The organism is Haloarcula sp. MBLA0138 (assembly GCF_055632455.1).
The window spans coordinates 1,237,680-1,254,845 of record NZ_CM145746.1 but is presented as its reverse complement, the minus strand read 5'-3'; the positions used below and the strand labels follow the sequence as shown (position 1 = coordinate 1,254,845).

Annotated in this window: 20 protein-coding genes; 8 read left to right on the top strand and 12 right to left on the bottom strand. The window is 69.4% G+C overall.

All coding sequences use genetic code 11. The features are described from left to right. Positions 1-28 precede the first annotated feature (28 nt). Positions 29-1,237: an aminotransferase class V-fold PLP-dependent enzyme gene (locus ACV7JO_RS06645; protein WP_470355555.1), complete on the top strand. Its 1,209-nt coding sequence runs from the start codon at positions 29-31 to the stop codon at positions 1,235-1,237. A gap of 23 nt (positions 1,238-1,260) precedes the next feature. Here the strand turns inward: ACV7JO_RS06645 and ACV7JO_RS06640 are convergent, their stop codons facing one another. Further along, positions 1,261-1,743, bottom strand: coding sequence for an HTH domain-containing protein (locus ACV7JO_RS06640; protein WP_470355554.1), 483 nt, complete (start codon positions 1,741-1,743; stop codon positions 1,261-1,263). Positions 1,744-1,819: 76 nt separating this feature from the next. Continuing rightward, entirely contained in the window at positions 1,820-2,410 is a 591-nt protein-coding gene (locus ACV7JO_RS06635; RefSeq protein ID WP_470355553.1) for a DUF7547 family protein, read from the bottom strand. Between the two features lie 92 nt (positions 2,411-2,502). On the opposite strand from ACV7JO_RS06635, the gene ACV7JO_RS06630 reads away from it, so the two are divergent. Then, entirely contained in the window at positions 2,503-2,661 is a 159-nt protein-coding gene (locus ACV7JO_RS06630; RefSeq protein ID WP_470355552.1) for a hypothetical protein, read from the top strand. 142 nt (positions 2,662-2,803) lie between these two features. Here the strand turns inward: ACV7JO_RS06630 and dpsA are convergent, their stop codons facing one another. Beyond that, positions 2,804-3,352 (bottom strand): DNA starvation/stationary phase protection protein DpsA, encoded by a 549-nt coding sequence (dpsA, locus tag ACV7JO_RS06625; RefSeq protein WP_470355551.1) that lies wholly within the window; start codon positions 3,350-3,352, stop codon positions 2,804-2,806. A gap of 165 nt (positions 3,353-3,517) precedes the next feature. Continuing rightward, on the bottom strand, positions 3,518-3,901 hold the full coding sequence (locus ACV7JO_RS06620) for a DUF8048 family protein (RefSeq protein ID WP_470355550.1): 384 nt from the start codon (positions 3,899-3,901) through the stop codon (positions 3,518-3,520). Positions 3,902-4,048: 147 nt separating this feature from the next. Here ACV7JO_RS06620 and ACV7JO_RS06615 point away from each other — a divergent pair, with 147 nt between their 5' ends. Continuing rightward, the gene (locus tag ACV7JO_RS06615; RefSeq protein ID WP_470355549.1) at positions 4,049-6,154 is read left to right on the top strand and encodes an acetate--CoA ligase family protein; all 2,106 of its coding nucleotides are present in this window, start codon (positions 4,049-4,051) and stop codon (positions 6,152-6,154) included. Then, positions 6,151-7,224 (top strand): phosphotransacetylase family protein, encoded by a 1,074-nt coding sequence (locus ACV7JO_RS06610; protein WP_470355548.1) that lies wholly within the window; start codon positions 6,151-6,153, stop codon positions 7,222-7,224. Before ACV7JO_RS06615 ends, ACV7JO_RS06610 begins: the two co-directional genes overlap by 4 nt. 390 nt (positions 7,225-7,614) lie before the next feature. Here ACV7JO_RS06610 and ACV7JO_RS06605 read toward each other — a convergent pair whose 3' ends face one another. From ACV7JO_RS06605 to ACV7JO_RS06595, 3 genes are read right to left on the bottom strand one after another with little or no spacing between them, the layout of a single operon-like run. Continuing rightward, positions 7,615-8,763 carry an ABC transporter permease gene (locus tag ACV7JO_RS06605; protein WP_470355547.1) on the bottom strand — a complete coding sequence of 383 codons (1,149 nt, stop codon included), beginning with the start codon at positions 8,761-8,763 and terminating at the stop codon, positions 7,615-7,617. After that, the gene (locus ACV7JO_RS06600) at positions 8,760-9,422 is read right to left on the bottom strand and encodes an ABC transporter ATP-binding protein (RefSeq protein ID WP_470355546.1); all 663 of its coding nucleotides are present in this window, start codon (positions 9,420-9,422) and stop codon (positions 8,760-8,762) included. The genes ACV7JO_RS06605 and ACV7JO_RS06600 overlap by 4 nt, the downstream gene beginning before the upstream one ends. After that, on the bottom strand, positions 9,419-10,930 hold the full coding sequence (locus ACV7JO_RS06595) for a COG1361 family protein (protein ID WP_470355545.1): 1,512 nt from the start codon (positions 10,928-10,930) through the stop codon (positions 9,419-9,421). The genes ACV7JO_RS06600 and ACV7JO_RS06595 overlap by 4 nt, the downstream gene beginning before the upstream one ends. Positions 10,931-11,250: 320 nt before the next feature. On the opposite strand from ACV7JO_RS06595, the gene ACV7JO_RS06590 reads away from it, so the two are divergent. From ACV7JO_RS06590 to ACV7JO_RS06580, 3 genes are all read left to right on the top strand, one after another. After that, positions 11,251-11,640: a DUF7475 family protein gene (locus ACV7JO_RS06590; protein WP_470355544.1), complete on the top strand. Its 390-nt coding sequence runs from the start codon at positions 11,251-11,253 to the stop codon at positions 11,638-11,640. Positions 11,641-11,747: 107 nt separating this feature from the next. Further along, entirely contained in the window at positions 11,748-12,041 is a 294-nt protein-coding gene (locus tag ACV7JO_RS06585; RefSeq protein ID WP_470355543.1) for an ArsR/SmtB family transcription factor, read from the top strand. Then, positions 12,031-12,447: a DUF8036 family membrane protein gene (locus ACV7JO_RS06580; protein ID WP_470355542.1), complete on the top strand. Its 417-nt coding sequence runs from the start codon at positions 12,031-12,033 to the stop codon at positions 12,445-12,447. The genes ACV7JO_RS06585 and ACV7JO_RS06580 overlap by 11 nt, the downstream gene beginning before the upstream one ends. Positions 12,448-12,547: 100 nt before the next feature. Here ACV7JO_RS06580 and bioB read toward each other — a convergent pair whose 3' ends face one another. Beyond that, positions 12,548-13,660 carry a biotin synthase BioB gene (gene bioB, locus ACV7JO_RS06575; protein ID WP_470355541.1) on the bottom strand — a complete coding sequence of 371 codons (1,113 nt, stop codon included), beginning with the start codon at positions 13,658-13,660 and terminating at the stop codon, positions 12,548-12,550. 42 nt (positions 13,661-13,702) lie between these two features. After that, on the bottom strand, positions 13,703-14,485 hold the full coding sequence (gene panB, locus ACV7JO_RS06570; protein ID WP_470355758.1) for a 3-methyl-2-oxobutanoate hydroxymethyltransferase: 783 nt from the start codon (positions 14,483-14,485) through the stop codon (positions 13,703-13,705). A gap of 113 nt (positions 14,486-14,598) precedes the next feature. Here panB and ACV7JO_RS06565 point away from each other — a divergent pair, with 113 nt between their 5' ends. Then, positions 14,599-14,826: a DUF5822 domain-containing protein gene (locus ACV7JO_RS06565; protein WP_470355540.1), complete on the top strand. Its 228-nt coding sequence runs from the start codon at positions 14,599-14,601 to the stop codon at positions 14,824-14,826. On the opposite strand, the gene ACV7JO_RS06560 is transcribed toward ACV7JO_RS06565, so the two are convergent. The 3 genes from ACV7JO_RS06560 to ACV7JO_RS06550 form a co-directional block, all read right to left on the bottom strand. Beyond that, positions 14,805-15,347, bottom strand: coding sequence for an HAD family hydrolase (locus ACV7JO_RS06560; RefSeq protein WP_470355539.1), 543 nt, complete (start codon positions 15,345-15,347; stop codon positions 14,805-14,807). The two genes, ACV7JO_RS06565 and ACV7JO_RS06560, sit on opposite strands and share 22 nt — an antisense overlap. Before the next feature lie 42 nt (positions 15,348-15,389). Further along, positions 15,390-16,523, bottom strand: a complete 1,134-nt coding sequence (locus ACV7JO_RS06555; protein ID WP_470355538.1) for an acyl-CoA dehydrogenase family protein — start codon at positions 16,521-16,523, stop codon at positions 15,390-15,392. 75 nt (positions 16,524-16,598) lie between these two features. Further along, the gene (locus ACV7JO_RS06550; protein ID WP_470355537.1) at positions 16,599-17,099 is read right to left on the bottom strand and encodes a helix-turn-helix domain-containing protein; all 501 of its coding nucleotides are present in this window, start codon (positions 17,097-17,099) and stop codon (positions 16,599-16,601) included. Positions 17,100-17,166 lie beyond the last annotated feature (67 nt).

The window sequence follows — 17,166 nt, the reverse complement described above, 5'->3', positions numbered from 1 at the left end:
ATTTATTCCGGTCGGTCCGAGGGTCGGTGTGACCGACGACGACTCACTGTACCGCGAACTCGGCGCGACGCCGGTCGTCAACGCCGCGGGGACGAAGACCCGAGTCGGCGGGAGCCGCATCCGGCCGGCGGCGCTGGAGGCGATGGAGCGGGCCGCCGACGAGTTCGTCGAACTCGGCGAGCTACAGGCCCGCGCCTCCGAGCGAATCGCCGAGGTGACCGGGGCCGAGGCGGGCTACGTCACCAGCGGGGCCGCGGCCGGGCTCACGCTCTCGACGGCGGCCGCCATCGCGGGCCACGACCTCGACACGATGGCACGACTGCCCGACACCGACGGGGTGGCAAGCGAGGTGGTCGTCCCGCGGACCCACCGGACCGGCTACGACCACGCGCTCCGGGCGGCCGGCGCGACACTCGTCGACGTGGGGACCAACGACGTCCACCTCGGCACCGGTGCCAGCGAGGTCGAGCCGTGGGAACTCGACGCGGCCATCGGCTCGGAGACCGCGGCGGTGTTCTACGTCCAGAAGGAGTTCACGCGCCCGCCGCTGGCGACGGTCGCCGAGGTGGCCCACGACAACGGCGTCCCGGTCGTGGTCGACGCCGCCGCCGAACTCCCGCCGGTCGGGAACCTCTCGCGGTTCGTCGACGCCGGCGCGGACCTCGTGGTGTTCAGCGGCGGGAAGGCGATTCGGGGACCACAGACGACCGGCATCGTCGCCGGCCGCCGCGAGTACGTCTCCTCCATCGCGCTCCAGCAACTCGACACCCACGTCGCGCCGTCGGTGTGGGACCCGCCCGAGGGCCTCGTCGACCGCGACGCCGTCGACGGCGTGCCCCGGCAGGGCATCGGCCGGCCGACGAAGGTCGGGAAGGAGGAACTGGCCGGCCTGCTCGCGGCGCTCGACGCCTTCGTCGACGAGGACCACGCGCGGAACCGCGAGGCGTGGGCGGCGACGGCCGAGGAGATGGCAACCGCGCTGACCGACGCCGGACTGGACGCGACGGTTGCCGACGACGGGACGAACGTCGCGCCGACGGTCGTCCTCGCGGTCGACCCGGACGCCAGCGCGCTCGACGCCACGGCGCTGGTCCGCGAGTTACGGGCCGGCGACCCGCGGGTGTACGTCGGCGCGGACCGGTTGGAGGAGGGAGTGGTGACGCTGAACCCGATGTGTCTTCGCGGTGACGAGCCGGCGCTCGTCGTCGACCGGATACGGGCGGCGCTGACCGAGTGAGTAGCCGGCGACGACCGCCGCGGTCAGTCGGCCGAGGTGGGGGCGACCGTACGCCGCGTCGACGGGTCGCGGCGCTGTCGCAGGGCCGCCAGACAGTCCGCGACCGACTCCGTTCGCCCGGCCGCGGCGGCGGGCGCGACGCGGACGAGGTCGCCGTCCTCGTAGACGGCGAGACACAGCGCGGGCAGGACCAGTTCCCGGCGCTTCTCGCCGGTCTCCGTGCTGTAACACAGCCGCGTGTCGAAGAAGGGCGCGAGGTACGCGCCGGCCTCGCGCGCCCAGTCGGTGAACTCGTTGTACAGCGTCCGCTCGGGGCGGTCGCCGTCGCCTGTCATCGGGACGCGCTTCTCCCACCGCGTCGTCTCCCACTCGTCGAGTACGCCCGCGGCGACGAGGTCCTGCAGGTCGGCTTCGACGGCCGCGCGACGCATCTCGGTCGGCCTCGGCAGGTCGGACCTGACGAGCAGTTCGGCTCGCCTGTTCGCCGGAGACGCTGGCTTCGACATGGCGTCAGCTACGACGACCTATGCAATAATAAAACATTATGTTTGTTGTGTTATATTTTTGCCCGGCCGAAGGCCGCTACGCGTCACCCTCGTCGGTGTCGCCCCCGTCGGCGTCGTCGGCCGCGCCGGCGGCGTCGTCCACGTCGTCTTTCAGGGACTGTAGCTCGGCGTCAACGTCGACAGAGACGGACTCCTCGCTCTCCCCGCCGCTACCGTTCTCGACGGGCGGCTCGTCGGCGAGCCGGTCGTCCAGTTCGGTCCGGAGCCGCCGGGCCTCCGCGAGGAGTTCGCGGGCGTCGTCGTCGGGCGGCCGCCCCTCGACGGCCGACTGGACCTCCGACAGCGCGTCGTCGAGTCGGGACAGCGTTGTCCGGCTCAGTTCCGTCGCTCGCGCCCGCACCTCGCCGGTGGACCCCGTCGACGGCTCCCGGCCGTCGGCCAGCCGCAGCGCGCGCCTGAGGAGCTTCAGCGCCTCGATGTTCGTCTTCAACACGAGGATGGCGGCGGGAATGGTCACGTCCGTGGTGAACCGAAGCAACTCGTCGGGCGTGGGCGGCCGCGGGAGGCCGCTCTCGGTCGTCGGCTCCACCTCCGTCTGGAGGTCCTGCAGCGTCGTGACGAGGTCCGACAGGAGGGCTGGAAGGTCGTCGCTCGAACTCGCGCTCATGCGCGGCGGTAGGCGCGAGCGACACAAAAGTCTCTCCGTTCGACTAGGGCAACCAAAATCCTTTTATCTTTAGGGTTGCCTAATCACTTCTAATGCCAAGCCAAACGGACGACGTCGCCGGTCGCGACGAGAACTCCGAGTCGCCGCGGGTAACGGCCCACAGCAGCGGCACAGAACGGACGGTCTTCACCGAGGACGGGAACCGCGACGGCTGGATAGCGACCGACCTCACGGTCGACTGTCCCCGATAACGCCGGCGCTTCGTCTCTCCTTTTACTCCGCGTTACAGCCTCGTGTGTTCGCTACGCCGTTTTGTCTCCCGCTGTAGGCTACGCTCGATGCGTCGGCACGCCGAAAACGGGAGCTTCGTAAAACGGCCGTCGGTGTCCGCCCTCAGTCCATCGCGCCTTCGAAGACGAGGGTGTCGTCCTCGAGGTAGTGCTCGATGTGGTGGGCGGCGTCTTCGACGTCGACGATTATCTCACGGAGTATCTGGGCCGTCGTGTGGTCGCCGAGGTTCTCGGCGAGTTCGATGTGGTCGCGCAGCGACTCGATGACGTCGCCGTACATCTCGAGGTCGTTGGACAGCGAGGTCCGGATGTCGTAGACGTCGTTGCCCTCCGGTTCGACGGTGGCGTGTTCCTCCTGTGCCTTGCCGCCGGCGACGGGGACCCCGCCCAGGGCCTGCGCGCGCTCGGCGAGTTCGTCGGCGGCCTCCTCGGCCTCCCCGGCGGCGTCGCCGAGGAACAGGTGGAGGTCGCGGAACTCGGCCCCGGAGACGTTCCAGTGGTGCTTCTTGAGCTGGTGGTACAGCGTGTACGTGTCCGCGAGGTCTTGGTTCAGGGCGTCGATTATCTGCTCGGACTTCTCCTTGTCGAGACGCAGGCTGTTCTCTTCGACTTCGCCGGACTCCATCAGGACGCGCTCTTCTTGGGTGGCCATGTTCACTTCGTTGTACTCGCGGCACTCACTTAAAGGTTGGCACCTAGGAAAAGAGATTTTTCGTACCACCAAAATTAGTTCACGTGATGTGCGTCATAAGTTCGCAAAGGAGCGGCGCGAACGACCGAACGCGGGTCTACTCGTGCGGTAAGCGGGACGCCGCCGTTACTCGGGACGAGCGACGACGACGGCGGCGTCGTCGGCCCCGATGTCGGTCGCGTCGACGCCCTCGGTCCGGATAGTCTGCTCTTGGTGGACTGCCACGACGGCCGCCGAGAGGTAGTCCGGTTCGTCCAGCGCCGCCCGGAACTCCTCCCAGACGGTCGCGGGGACGGCGACGTAGTAGACCGCCGGCGTCCGGTGGACGACCGGCGCGTCGAAGCGCTTGCGCCACTCGTAGACGAGGTCCTCGGCGCCGGGGTTGGCGCGCATCTGTCGCTGGTGGGTCGCCACGGCGTCGGCCAGCAGGTCCCGGTCGACGCTGCTGGTCTCGGCGACGCTCTCTACGACGCGGTCGTCGAACGCTGCGAGCAGGTCGCTGTCGGACATGGGCGAGCGGTACGCCCACCGACGACAAAAACTCCCCGAGTGTGGATTTGGCTCCCGAATCCATGGCGATTTACCGTCTAAAATCCCGGAGACTGGGAGTGCCCGGCAGGTATTTCGTGCGTGGGTTCGCAACCGTCGACTAGAGGCATGGGACGACTATCGACGCTGTTCGCGCCGGAACGGGTCGCCGTCGTCGGGGCCACCGACTCGGAGGGGTCGGTCGGCCGCGCCATCACGTCGAACCTACTGGCGACGTTCGACGGCGAGGTGTTGGCGGTCAACCCGTACAAGGAAGAAGTACTGGGTCTCCGGTGTCACGACGAGATAGGCGACGTTCCCTCCCCCGAGACGGTCGACGTGGCCGTCGTCGTCGTGCCGCCGGACGTAGCGGTCGACGCCATCGAGTCGGCGGCGGTCGCCGGCATCGACAACGTCGTCGTCATCACTGCGGGATTCGGCGAGACCGGGAGCGAGGGGGCCGCCCGCGAGTCCGAACTGCGGGACGTGGCCGAGGCTCACGACCTCAACCTCGTCGGCCCCAACAGCCTCGGGGTCATGTCGACGGCCGTCGGCCTGAACGCCACGTTCGGCAACGAGATGGCCGAGTCCGGCGACATCTCCTTCATGAGCCAGTCGGGCGCGTTCGTCACCGCGGTTCTGGACTGGGCGGCCGAGCGAGACGTGGGGTTCAAGGACATCGTCTCCGTCGGCAACAAGAGTGTCCTCGACGAGGGCGACTTCATCGCCGAGTGGGGCGACGACCCCGACACCGAGGTCATCCTCGGCTACCTCGAAGACATCGCGGACGGCGAGTCGTTCGTCCGCACGGCCCGCGAGGTGACACAGGACACCCCGGTCGTCCTCGTCAAGTCCGGTCGGACCGACGCCGGCGCGTCGGCGGCGGCCTCCCACACGGGGGCGATGGCTGGGTCCGAGCGGGCCTACGAGGCCGGACTGGAGCAAGCCGGAACGCTGCGGGTCGAGTCCGTCCAAGAGCTGTTCGACTTCGCACAGATACTCTCGGGCCAGCCGCTGCCCGACGGCGACGGGGTCGCCATCGTCACCAACGCCGGTGGCCCCGGCGTGATGACCACCGACGCCGTCGGCGACTCGGACCTCGAACTGGCCGAGTTCGGCGACGATACCCTCTCACGGTTGGGCGAGGTCGTGCCCGACGAGGCCAACATCTACAACCCGGTCGACATCATCGGCGACGCGCCCGCCGAGCGGTTCGAGGTGGCGCTGGAGACGGTGCTGGCCGACGACGACGTCTCGATGGCCGTCGTCGTGGCCTGTCCGACCGCCGTCCTCTCCTTCGAGAGACTGGCCGAGGTCGTCGTCGAGCAACAGGCGGCCCACGATGTACCCGTGGCCGCGACCCTGATGGGCGGGAAGTCCGTCGGCGCGGGCCGGGACGTGCTCAGCGAGGGCGGGGTCCCGAACTACTTCGACCCCGCCCGCGCCGTCGAGAGCCTCGACGCGCTCGCGGAGTACCAGCGCATCCAGTCCAGAGCGTACGCGGAGCCGACGACCTTCGACGTGGACCGCGAGCGCGCCCGCGAGGTACTCCAGTCCGCGGCCCGGCGGGACACCAACCGCCTCGGCGTCGAGGCGATGGAACTGCTGGACGCCTACGGCATCCCGACGCCGCGGGGCGCGGTGGTCTCGTCGCCCACCGAGGCCCGCCGGGTGGCCGAGGACATCGGCGACGAGGTGGTGATGAAAATCGTCAGCCCGGACATCCTCCACAAGTCCGACATCGGTGGGGTGGAGGTCGGCGTCCCGCCGGAGGCGGTCGAGGACACCTTCGAGGACCTCGTGGTCCGCGCGCGCAACTACCAGCAGGACGCCACCGTGTTGGGCGTCCAAGTGCAGGAGACGGTGGACCTCGACGCGGGAACCGAGACCATCCTCGGGATGAACCGCGACCCGCAGTTCGGGCCGCTGCTGTTGTTCGGCCTCGGCGGCATCTTCGTCGAGGTGCTCGAAGACAACACCGTGAAGGTCGCGCCCGTCAGCGAACCGGAGGCCCGCGGGATGCTCGACGACATCGACTCCGCCCCGCTGTTGCGCGGCGCGCGCGGCCGCGCCCCGGTCGACGAGGACGCCCTCGTCGAGACGATACAGCGCCTCTCACAGCTGGTCACCGACTTCCCGGCCATCGTCGAACTGGACATCAATCCGCTCGTTGCGACCCCCGACGGGGTGCAGGCGGTCGACCTGCGGCTCACGCTCGACCAGGAGAAACTATGACCGACAACACCGTACTCGTCACTTCGACGCAGGAAGGCATCGGCAAGACAGCTATCGCGCTCGCGCTGGCACAGACCGCACAGGAGGCGGGCCACGACGTGGGGTACATGAAGCCCAAGGGGACCCGCCTCCAGAGCGCCGTCGGCAAGACCCGCGACGAGGACCCGATGCTGGCCCGGACGCTACTGGGACTCGACGACGAGATGCACGAGATGGAGCCCATCGTCTACTCGCCGACGTTCGTCACGGAGGCCCTGCGGGGCCGCGAAGACCCGGCCGAACTCCGCCAGCGCGTCATCGACAGCTACGGGGCCCTCTCGGAGGGCCGTGACCTGATGGTCGTCGAGGGCAGCGACGAACTCACCACCGGCGGCATCGTCGACCTCACCGACGTGGACATCGCCGAGGCGCTGGACGCCACGGTGGTGGTCGTCTGTGGCTTCGTCACCGCCGACGACACCGACGAGGTACTCGACGCGGCCGCAGCCATCGGCGACCGACTCGGCGGTGTTCTGTTCAACGGCGTCGCCGACGCCGCGATGGACGAACTGACCGACGACGTCATCCCGTTCCTCGAAGGGCGCGGCGTCCCGGTCTTCGGCGCGCTTCCCCGCGTGCAGGAACTCGCCGGCATCACCGTCGCGGACCTCGCGGACAGCCTCGGCGCGGACGTGCTCACGGCCGAGGCGGCCACCGACACCCACGTCGAGCGGTTCACCGTCGGCGCGATGGGCGGCAACAGCGCCTTGGACCGGTTCCGGCGCACCCGCGACGCCGTGATGGTTACCGGTGGGGACCGCTCGGAGATTCAGACCGCCGCGCTGGAGGCCTCGGGCATCAAGGCGCTCCTGCTGACCGGCGGCTTACGGCCGGCCAGCGCGGTGCTGGGCCGCGCCGAGAAGGAGGCCGTCCCGGTCCTGTCGGTCCAGTCCGACACCCGGACGACCATCGACCGACTGGAGGATGTCCTCCGCTCCGGTCGCACCCGTGACGCGGAGACCGTCGAGCGCATGCGGGAACTCCTCGCCGACGGGACCGACGTGTCGTCGCTGCTGGGCCTCGACGACTGAGACGGCCGTCGCACCCGGGTCACCGCCCCGACCGGTAGCGCCTCGCGCCCACCGACACCATGCCGACCGACACCGCCCCGACTGTCAACACCCCGCGCCGACACCGCCTCGCCCCGACCGACAACGGCTCACAGGAGGCCGGTTTCGGTTGCGTTACCAACTGTCTAGTCCGACGCCGTCAGCGTGGCTACGTCGAAATCTCCAGTCGAAACGCACCAGATATTTATACGGGTGCCGCCGCTAGCGACCGATGGAGCCGAGAGGCTCCGTAGTGTCACACGCCCCGGGGCACCACCCCGGTTTCGACACCCCCTTTGGCGGCGTCACAGACCGGTTCTCCGACACGTAAGCGTCACAGCGGCGGCTCGGTCCGCGACGGCCGCTGCGAGGTCACCCCCGCAGCGCCTCGACCGGCGGGTCGTTCGCGGCCTTCCACGCCGGGTAGAGCCCGCTCAGCGTGCTGGCGAACACGGCGAACGCGAACCCGTACAGGAGATACTGCGAGCTCGCCCAGCCGAGGACGCCGAGGGCGTCGCCGGTCAGCATCTGGAACACGACGAGCCCCACGGCCAGCGACGCCGTCGCGCCGACGACGCCGCCGACGACGCCGAGGAAGGCGGCCTCCGCGAGGATGGTCCGCAGGACCTCCCCTCGGCGGATGCCGACGGCCCTGAGAACGCCGATTTCGCCCCGCCGCTCGATGGTACTCATGAGCATCACATTGAGGATGGCGACGCTGGCGACCACCAGCGAGATGGAGCCGATGCCCAGCAGGGCGAGGTTGAGCGTGTTCAGGAACGAGTTAATCTGGTCCTGCGCCCCGCCGAAGCTCTGGATGCTCAGCACCGTCTCGTCCTCGCTGTTGAACCGGGCGTCGAGCGTGTCCGAGAGTTCGGTGGCCGCGTCCCCGTCCTCGGCGATGACGGTGACCGAGTCGTAGTACTGCTGGTCCGACAGCGCCGCCACCGGGAGGACGAGTTCGTTCCCGCCGCCGGGGCCGAAGCCGCCGTCGGATTCGAGCAGGCCGCGGACCCGGTACAGCTGTCCGTCGTACTCGACCGGGTCGCCGAGTTCGAGGCCGAGCGTCCGCGCGGTCCCGTTGCTTATCAGCGCGCCGGACTGGAGCCGCCGGGGGCTCTCGCCGGCCGAGACGTTGTAGAGGGCGTCGGCCCGCGTCACCCCCGTCACGCTGACCCGGGCCTCGTTCCCGTTCCGCGACTCGATGGTCGTCTGGTTGGACTTCTGGGGGACCACGTCGGCGTCGACGGCCACGTCCCGAATCTCGGCGACTTGGTCCTCGGTCACGCCGTCGGTGGTGCTGTCCTGCCCGGCCGAGACGGTCACCTCGTCGGTCAGCCCGCCGAGGTTCGACGAGGCCTGCTCCTGTAGCGCCACGCCGGCCATCCCCAGCGAGGCGATGGCGACGACGCCGATGACGATGCCCAGCATCGCCAGCCCCGTCCGGAGCCGGTTCCGGCCGAGGTTGCGCCACGCCATCTGGACGCTCGGGACCCGCCACAGCAGGTCGGCGACGCTCACTGTATCACCCCGTCGACCAGTTCGACGACGCGGTCGGTGTAGTCGAGCATCTGCTCGTCGTGGGTCACCGAGACGATGGCGACCTCCTCGTCCTCCTTGAGCCGCGTCAGCTCTTCGAGAATCGTCTCGCCGGTGTCTTGGTCCAGGTTCCCCGTCGGCTCGTCGGCCAACAGGATGTCGGGCTCGTTGACCAGCGCCCGCGCGAGCGCGACCCGCTGGCGCTGGCCGCCCGATAGCTGGTCGGGCGTGTGGCCGAGCCGGTCGCCAAGCCCGACCCGCCGGAGCAGGTCGACGGCCCGGTCGCGGCGGTCGACGGACGTGTCCCACATCGAGGGGAGTTCGACGTTCTCGGTCGCCGTGAGCATCGGGAGCAGGTGGAACTCCTGAAAGACGAAGCCGATGGCCGACCGGCGCTCCTCGGTGAGTTCGTCCTCGGAAAAGTCCGTCACCTCCCGGCCGCCGAGCCGGACCGTGCCCGCGGTCGGCGTGTCGAGCAGTCCGATCATGTTCAACAGCGTGCTCTTGCCCGAACCGGACGGCCCGACGATGGTGACCATCTCGCCGCTGTCGGCCCGGAAGCCGACGCCTTTCAGCGCCTCGATGACCTCTTCGCCGTTCCGGTAGCGCTTCACCACCTCGTCGAGTTCGATGACGCTCATTGGTCTCGCCAGCGGTAGACGCCGAAGCCGGCCGCGGCGACCACCACGAGGCCGACGACGGCGAGCATCGGCAGGGAGAGGCCGCCACCGGAACTACCGGGAGCGCCCCCGGGCGGCCCGCCGTTCGCGCCCGTGCCGCCGGACTCGCCGCCGCTGGCCTGTTCGGACGCCGAACTCGCCGATGCGAGCGACACCTGCTGGGTCGTCGTCACCCGCTCGCCGTCGACGATGTAGGACACCTCGACGGGGACCGACGCCGCGCCGGACCCAACCGTCGCCGTGAGTTCGAAGGTGGCGAACTCGCTGGCCTCGACGGCACCGACGAAGTACTCGCCCGACGGTGCGGCGGGGCTGGCGCTCGTCCCGTCGGCGACGGTCACGACCACGGACTCGGTGTCGGTGCTCCCGACGTTGGCGGCGTCGCCCTCGACGGTCACGTCCGTCCCGGTCCGGGTCACCTCGACGCCGGTGAGGCGTATCTCGCCCAGCACCTCGTCGCGCGTGTCCTCGCTGGCCGTCGCGGCGTAGGACTCGCCCGCGGCCTCGTAGGTCGCCGTGTACGTGACGGTGCCATCGACCGAGTCGCCGAAGTCGAATCGGACCGTGCGGTTCGAGTCGGGGGCCACGTCGGCCATGAGCGTGCGCTCGACCACCGCGCCCTCGGACTCGGCGGTGAGTTCAACGTCCGTGAGGTCGGTGTTCCCGAAGTTCGTCAGCGTCACTGCCGTCCCGCCGTCCGCGTCGGCCGCCGAGAGGTTCGCGTCGACGGTCGGTTCGTCGACGGCGACGGAGATGCTCTCGGCCGTCGTCCGCGTCACGCCGTCGGCGGTCGTGTACGTCAGGTTCCCGGTGAGCGTCTTCGTCCCGGCCGTGTCGAACGCCACGTCGTACTGGAAGGTCCGCTCGGCACCGGCGTCGACGGCCGCGCTGACCCGCGTGGACTCCTCGACGGTCCCGTCCCCGGAGAGGTCCAACTGGACGCCGGTGATGCGGTCGTCGTCGCTGTTGACGACGGAGACGTTGACCGGGCTCTCGCTGCCGGCGACGGGGTCGTCGGTGCCGAACGAGAGCAGCGTCTCGTCGGGCGCTTCCACGTCGACGTACAGCGGGTACTCGTAGTCGCGGGTGTCGCCGTCGTTGTCCTCGACGACCACGTGGACCGTCAGCCGCTTCGAGCCCGGATTGTCGAACGTGGCCGTCATCGGCACCGTGATGGAGCCGCCCGAGGACACCGACCCGACGCCGCCGACTCGCGCGTACTCGGTCGTCGACCCCGACTTCCGGAGGTAGACGTCAGTCACGTCGACAGCACCGTCGCTCGTTTCGAGGTTCGAGACGGTCGTCTCCACGGTGACGGTCTCGCCGGGCGCGGGGTCGCTCGGGGTCAGCGTCACCGACGATATCTGCACGTCGGTCTGGGCCGCGACACCGGTTCCGACGGCGGCGACGGCGCTCCCGAGGACCAGCGTCGCCAACGCGAGCGACCGAAGGACGCGTCGCCGGCTCATACCGACGGTCCCTCCGCGCCGGCGCGTCTGCTGGTCGGTCTTGCGGCCCGGGGGGTTGCGCCGCGGGCGAGCGATACGATACAGAACGGTTCGGCACTCCGGTTCACGCTCGAAGGCTGGTACCGGACTATTAAATCATATTTCCGAGATTACGCAGTCATTCGGCACAAGAGAGGCACAAATTCGTTCCACAACGACCCGAACCAGTTCCGGAGAGATATGTCGATACGGACCTTCTTTGTCCCATTTCGGTCGAAATTGTGTCTAACTTCGGCGAACCCTTTTGGCCACCGCCGGGGACGTTTCGGGTGTGGGAAATCATGTCAACTGACGGTTCAAAAACCGAATCGAAGCCGCTGTTCACCGGGCTCCCGTCGGGTGTCGTCCCCTTCGTCGCGATAGCCGCGGCGTTGGTGTCGGCGTACGTCCACCTCTCGATGGCCCCGATGGTTTTCCGGTTCGACACGATGCAGGGCGTCCTGTTCGTCCTCGCCGGAGTCGGGTTCGTCGTGGGTATCGGCGTCTACCTGACGAAGTACTGGCGTCGCGAGCTGTATCTCGTCGCCATCGTGTTCGCGCTCGCACAGGTCGTCGCCTTCTTCCTGCTGGGCGGCCGCTGGGGACAGATGGCGATGGCGTCGAAGGGCGGCGAACTGGTGTTCGCCCTCGCGGCAGCGTACCTGTACCGCGCGGACGCGCCCACCCCGTAGCGGCCTCGCATGACCCTACTGGTCCCGACCGCTGACGCGCCCCTCCCAGTTCCGCCACGCCCGAGAAATCAGAACCTATTTCCGTACTTCAGGCGGCAACTGAGCCAATGCGGCAGGTGTTGTGGTGGCTCATCGGCGGTTCGCGGGGCGGCGAAAACCGCCTCCGAATCGTCCAGACGATTCAGGAGCGACCCCAGAACACGAACCAGTTGTCCGAGTCGCTCGACCTGAACTACAAGACCGTGCAACACCATCTCGAAGTGCTCGAAGAAAACGACGTCGTCACCACACACGGCGACGGCTACGGCAAGATGTACTTTCTGACCGACCGGATGTCGAACAACCTCGACGTCCTCGACGAAATCGCCGAACAGGCGGACCTCGATACCAATGGTGAGTAAACGTTCCCCTATCGTCAAGACAGTCGTCGTGACCGGTGTCGCGGCGTTCGCCGGTCTGTTAGCTACGCTCGGTCTCGAACTCTTCCCCCCAGCGCCGAAGGGGCCACCGCCGGAGCTGCTGGTGTGGATAGCCCGGGTGCAACTGTTCAGCACGACGTTCAACCTCGTCCTCCTGTTGGCGCTGCTGGCGACGTACCTCTCGGTCTATCGCGACCTCCCCAACAAGTACACGCGGAGCCTCATCCTCCTCAGCGTCGCGCTCCTGTTCTACGCGGTGACATCGAACCCGCTCGTCCACCTCGCGTTCGGGTACATCGGGCCGCCGTCGACCGGCCCGTTCGTCTTCCTCCCGCACCTGTTCGTCGGGGTCGCCATCACGGTCCTGTTCTACCAGAGCCAGACGTGAGACGGGGGCGGACCGTCGGGGAATTCGGAACCGCGCCGGCCGCTCTGTCGGCCCGAAACGGGGCCACCGTCCGGCTGTCGCCGGTCGCCGCCGTGTCCGTTCAGTCCGACTGGAGTTCCGACGCACTCCGTGCCGTCCCCGCCGCGGTCTCGGGGTCGCCGTCCTCGTCGCGCCGGTCCCGCACCTCGCTCGGGTCGAACTCGTTCGTGTCCGTGTTCGGTTCCAGTCCGGCCTCGGCGACGATGTCGAGGTCGTCGGCCGCCGACTGGCCCTCGGTCGTGAGGTAGTCGCCGGTGAGGATGCCGTCAGCGCCGGCTTCGAGGGCGGCCACCTGTCCGTCCGTGTCGAGGTTGACCTCGCGGCCGCCGGTCAGGCGCACGCGGGCCGTCGGGTGGAGCAGACGGTAGACGGCGACGGTCTTGACCACCGCCTCGGTCGTGATGTCGGGCAGTCCCTGTTCGGCCATCGGCGTCCCCGCGACGGGGTTCAGAATGTTGACCGGGAGCGAGGAGACGCCGAGGTCCTGCAACGCCATCGCGGCGTCGATGCGGTCGGTCGGCGTCTCGCCCATCCCGAAGATGACGCCGGCACAGAGGTCCATGCCGGCCTCCTTGGCGACTTCGAGGGTATGAATCCGGTCCTCGAAGGCGTGGGAGCCGACGACCTCCGGGAAGTACCGCGGCGAGGTCTCGATGTTGTGGTTGTAGTGGTTCAACCCCTCCTCGGCGAGAATCGCGGCCTCCTCCTCGGTGAGGATGCCCAGCGAGGCGTCGACCTCCACGGCCGTCTCGTCGCGGACCAGCCGGATGGCCTCCAGTACCTCCTGCCACTCCTCGGGGCGGCGCTCCTTGGAGACGCCCTTCTCGGCGACGACGATACCGAACCGCTGGGCACCGTCGCGCTCGGCGCGTTTCGCCGCCTCCAGTACCTTCTCCGGGCCGAGGAACCCGTAGTCGTCGATGCCCGTATCGAAGTGGACCGACTGGGCGCAGAAGCCACAGTCCTCGGCGCAGTTCCCGGCTTTCGCGTTCACGATGGAACAGGCGTCGACCGTCCCGTCGCCCAACTGCGTCCGGACGTAGTCGGCTCCGGCCGCTAGCTCGTCGACCGGCTGTGCGATGAGCGCCAGTCCGTCCCGGCGGTCGAGTCGCTCGCCGTCGAGGACGCGCCTGACGGCGTCGTCGACCGTTCGGTTACCCGTCTCGTAAACCACACCCGAAACGTCGGTTGACGAGTGGAAAAAGCTTCGGGTGAGTCAGTAGAGGTCGTCCAGTTCCGCGCTCGTGCTGGCGTGGTCCTCTCCGGGGAACACGCCGGACTCGACGGCGTCGACGTAGTCGTCGACGGCGGACTCGACCTCGCCGCGCACGTCGCCGAACCGCTCGGCGAAGGGCGGACTGCGCTCGGACAGTCCCACCACGTCGGTGAACACGAGCACCTGCCCGTCGCACCCGCCGCCCGCGCCGATGCCGATGGTCGGGATATCGATGGCGTCGGTGACCTGCGCCGCGAGGTTCGCCGGGACGTGTTCGAGCACCAGCGCGAACGCGCCGGCGGCCTCGTGGTCGCGCGCGAGGTCGAGTATCCGCTCGGCCTCGTCGCGGTCGGTGGCCTGCTGGGTGTAGCCGGTCTGGTTGACGCTCTGGGGGGTCAAGCCGAGGTGGGCCATCACCGGGATGCCGAGGTCGGCGAGCCGCTCGGTCAGCGCGACGGTGTGGGGGCCGGACTCCAGTTTCACGGCGCTCGCGCCCTCCTCTTTGAGCATCCGGCCGCAGTTGGCGACACTCTCGGCCTCGTCGGCACCGAACGAGAGGAACGGCATGTCGGCGACGACGAGCGCGTCCTCGGCCCCGCGGGCGACGGCACCGACCCGAGAGGCGACCTCGTCGACGGTGACCGGCAGCGTGTCCTCGTAGCCAAGCACCGCGTTGCCCATACTGTCGCCGACGAGAATCGCGTCCACGCCGGCGTCGTCGACGATACCGGCCGTCACCGCGTCGTAGGCCGTCAGCATCGTTATCGGTCGCTCGCCCGCCATCGACTGGAGGTCACGGACGGTAGTCACGTCCGGTCGGGGGGCCGCCGGCGTAATACGTGTTCGGGTTGGGCCGAACCGGAAACGGCTTGCCCCGGCCCGCGCAAGCGTCTGGCGTGCCAGCAGTCGAACAGACGGACCCCGACGGCGTCGACTACGGGTGGGTGATGCAGGTCACCTTCGTCGTGACCATCCTCGTCGGCGCGCCGCTGGTCACCGTCCTCTCGGCCGGAACGCCGCTCCCGACGTGGACCGCGCGGGCGACGTTCGCGGTCAGAGTCGGCGCAGTCGTCTGGTTTCTCACTGCCGTCGCCGTCTCGCTCTACGCTCGGTACCGGCGCTGACTGAACTCCGTCGCCCACGCGAAGTCGGTGCCGGCCCGCCGGGCCGTCACAGCGTCGCGCTCGGAGTCGCCGACGAACACCGTCGCCTCGGGGGCCGCGTCGAGAGCCGACACGACCGCGAGCAGCCCCTCCGGGTCCGGTTTCGCGGAGCCGGTCGAGTCCCGGCCCACGACCGGGCCGACGTGGTTGGCGAGGTCGTGTGTCTCGAGCGCCAGCCGACAGGCCGCCTCGGCGTTGAGCGAGCAGACGCCCACCGGGACGGCGTGTGGCAGGCCGTCGGCCAGCCCCAGCCGCGTCGACTCGCGGGCACCGACGCGCTCGTGGTCGGTTATCGCCCGCTCGACCGGCTCCCGGTGTCCGGCCGCGTCGGCCCGCTGCAACAGCGCCCAGAGGCCGTCGTCACCGGGGTCGACGCCGCGCTCGCGCAGCGCCGCCGCCGCGTCCGCGCGGACCGCGTCCCAGTCGACGGCGAGCCTGACGAGCGTCCCGTCGAGGTCGTAGACGACCGCGTCGTGTTCCATGCCCCGCGGTAGGTGACCGGCCGAGAAATGGGCTTCGACCGCTCAATCACCGTCGAGCAGTTCACGGCCGACGATGTCGCGCTGTATCTCGGAGGTCCCCTCGTAGATGGTCGTCACCTTCGCGTCGCGGTAGAGCCGTTCGACGGGGAAGTCGGTGGTGTAGCCGTAGCCGCCGTGAATCTGGACCGCCTCGTTGGTCACCTCGACGGCCCCCTCGCTGGCGAAGCACTTCGCCATGCTCGCGGCCTGCCGGGCGTCCTCGCCCCGTTCGAGCCGGCGGGCGGCGTCGAGCGCGAGGAGCCGCCCGGCCCGGACCGTCGTCGCCATGTCGGCCAGTTTGTGCCGAACGGCCTGAAACTCGGCTATCGGCCGGTCGAACTGCTCGCGGTCGGTCGCGTAGTCGCGGGCGGCGTCCAGCGCGGCCTGTGCGACCCCGGTGGCCTGCGCGGCGATGCCGACCCGTCCCGCGGTCAGTATCGATAGCGCCGCGGCGAGACCCCGCCCCGACTCGGTGAGGCGGTACCGCTCCGGGATTCGCACGCCGTCGAGCGTCAGCGACGTGGTGTCGCTGGCCCGCAGGCCGAGTTTGTCCTCCCGCTCCCCGACCGAGAGGCCGTCGGCGTCTTTCGGGACGAGAAACTGCGTTATCGAGTCGGGGTCCTCGGGGTCGGTCTTGGCGAAGACGACGACCACGCCCGAGCGCTCCCCGTTCGTCAGCCACTGCTTCTCCCCGTCGAGGACGTACCCGTCGCCCTCGCGGCGCGCGACGGTCGCCATCGCCCGCGGGTCCGAGCCGGCGTGTGGCTCCGAGAGCGCGAACGCACCGACCGGCCGCCCGTCGGCCATCGCCGGCAGCCACTCCTCGCGCACCGCCTCGGAGGCGAACTCCGCGAGACACGACGTGACGAGGCAGTGGACCGATAGCGCCGTGGCGACCGCCAGCGTCCCGTAGGCAAGTTCCTCGTTGACCACGGCGTAGGTCACCCGGTCGGCGTCGAACCCGCCATAGTCGGCCGGCGTCGTCAGGCCCGTCACGTCCAGTTCGGCGAGGCCGTCCCACACGTCCTCGGGGAACGACTCCTCGCGGTCGGCCGCGGCGGCGACGGGCCGTATCTCCTCGACGGCGAACTCCCGAACCGTCTCGCGCACGGCGGTCTGTTCGGGTGTGAGTTCCATACCCACACTTCGGGCGGCGGGTGCAAAACGGTCGGGGTCGGCCGGGGCGGCACAGAGTCCACCGGGGCGGCGGGCTCAGTCCTCGGCCAGTGTCACGTCGAGTCGCTTCTCCAGCGCCCCGACCAGCGAGCCGCCGATACCGGCTTGTGTCGCTCGGCCCTGCTCGACGGCGAGGATGTCGGCCTCGTCGACGCCCAGTTCCTCGGCGAGTTCGGCCGGCTGGAGGCCGGCCTCCTGACGGGCCTCGGTCACGCGCTCCCCGTAGCCCCCGACGAGGTAGGGGAGTTGGTCGTCGTCGTAGTCGGCCCCGTCCTCCCAGTTCGCGGCGTCGCCCTGCTGTGCGTCGTGCATCTTCGCCGCGTTCTGCGCGGCGCGGCGACGACGGTCGCTCTCGTCTCGGGACCCGTCGTCGCCCCCGTCGCGGCCCGCGGACTCGCCGTGGTCCCGGGCGCAGTCCGCACAGACGTCCAGCGTCGCGCCGGCGACGCTCGCGGTCTGGAGGTCCCCCTCCGCCCCGCAGAGCTCGCAACTCCCACCGGCACCGCCACTGCTACTGCCGGTCGAATACTTGGTCATGGACGCGGTAGCGGCTTCGTCGTATTTGAAACGTCCGGTTCGCTCGGGTGACAGTCCTCCCCGCGGT

Coding starts and splice junctions, on each gene's coding strand:
- ACV7JO_RS06580 (WP_470355542.1), top strand. CDS start 12,031: ATGGTGAGTAAACGTTCCCCTATCGTCAAGACAGTCGTCGTGACCGGT.
- ACV7JO_RS06640 (WP_470355554.1), bottom strand. CDS start 1,743: ATGTCGAAGCCAGCGTCTCCGGCGAACAGGCGAGCCGAACTGCTCGTC.
- ACV7JO_RS06600 (WP_470355546.1), bottom strand. CDS start 9,422: ATGAGCGTCATCGAACTCGACGAGGTGGTGAAGCGCTACCGGAACGGC.
- ACV7JO_RS06585 (WP_470355543.1), top strand. CDS start 11,748: ATGCGGCAGGTGTTGTGGTGGCTCATCGGCGGTTCGCGGGGCGGCGAA.
- ACV7JO_RS06550 (WP_470355537.1), bottom strand. CDS start 17,099: ATGACCAAGTATTCGACCGGCAGTAGCAGTGGCGGTGCCGGTGGGAGT.
- ACV7JO_RS06635 (WP_470355553.1), bottom strand. CDS start 2,410: ATGAGCGCGAGTTCGAGCGACGACCTTCCAGCCCTCCTGTCGGACCTC.
- ACV7JO_RS06610 (WP_470355548.1), top strand. CDS start 6,151: ATGACCGACAACACCGTACTCGTCACTTCGACGCAGGAAGGCATCGGC.
- panB (WP_470355758.1), bottom strand. CDS start 14,485: ATGGCGGGCGAGCGACCGATAACGATGCTGACGGCCTACGACGCGGTG.
- ACV7JO_RS06555 (WP_470355538.1), bottom strand. CDS start 16,523: ATGGAACTCACACCCGAACAGACCGCCGTGCGCGAGACGGTTCGGGAG.
- ACV7JO_RS06560 (WP_470355539.1), bottom strand. CDS start 15,347: ATGGAACACGACGCGGTCGTCTACGACCTCGACGGGACGCTCGTCAGG.
- ACV7JO_RS06615 (WP_470355549.1), top strand. CDS start 4,049: ATGGGACGACTATCGACGCTGTTCGCGCCGGAACGGGTCGCCGTCGTC.
- ACV7JO_RS06620 (WP_470355550.1), bottom strand. CDS start 3,901: ATGTCCGACAGCGACCTGCTCGCAGCGTTCGACGACCGCGTCGTAGAG.
- dpsA (WP_470355551.1), bottom strand. CDS start 3,352: ATGGCCACCCAAGAAGAGCGCGTCCTGATGGAGTCCGGCGAAGTCGAA.
- ACV7JO_RS06595 (WP_470355545.1), bottom strand. CDS start 10,930: ATGAGCCGGCGACGCGTCCTTCGGTCGCTCGCGTTGGCGACGCTGGTC.
- ACV7JO_RS06590 (WP_470355544.1), top strand. CDS start 11,251: ATGTCAACTGACGGTTCAAAAACCGAATCGAAGCCGCTGTTCACCGGG.
- ACV7JO_RS06630 (WP_470355552.1), top strand. CDS start 2,503: ATGCCAAGCCAAACGGACGACGTCGCCGGTCGCGACGAGAACTCCGAG.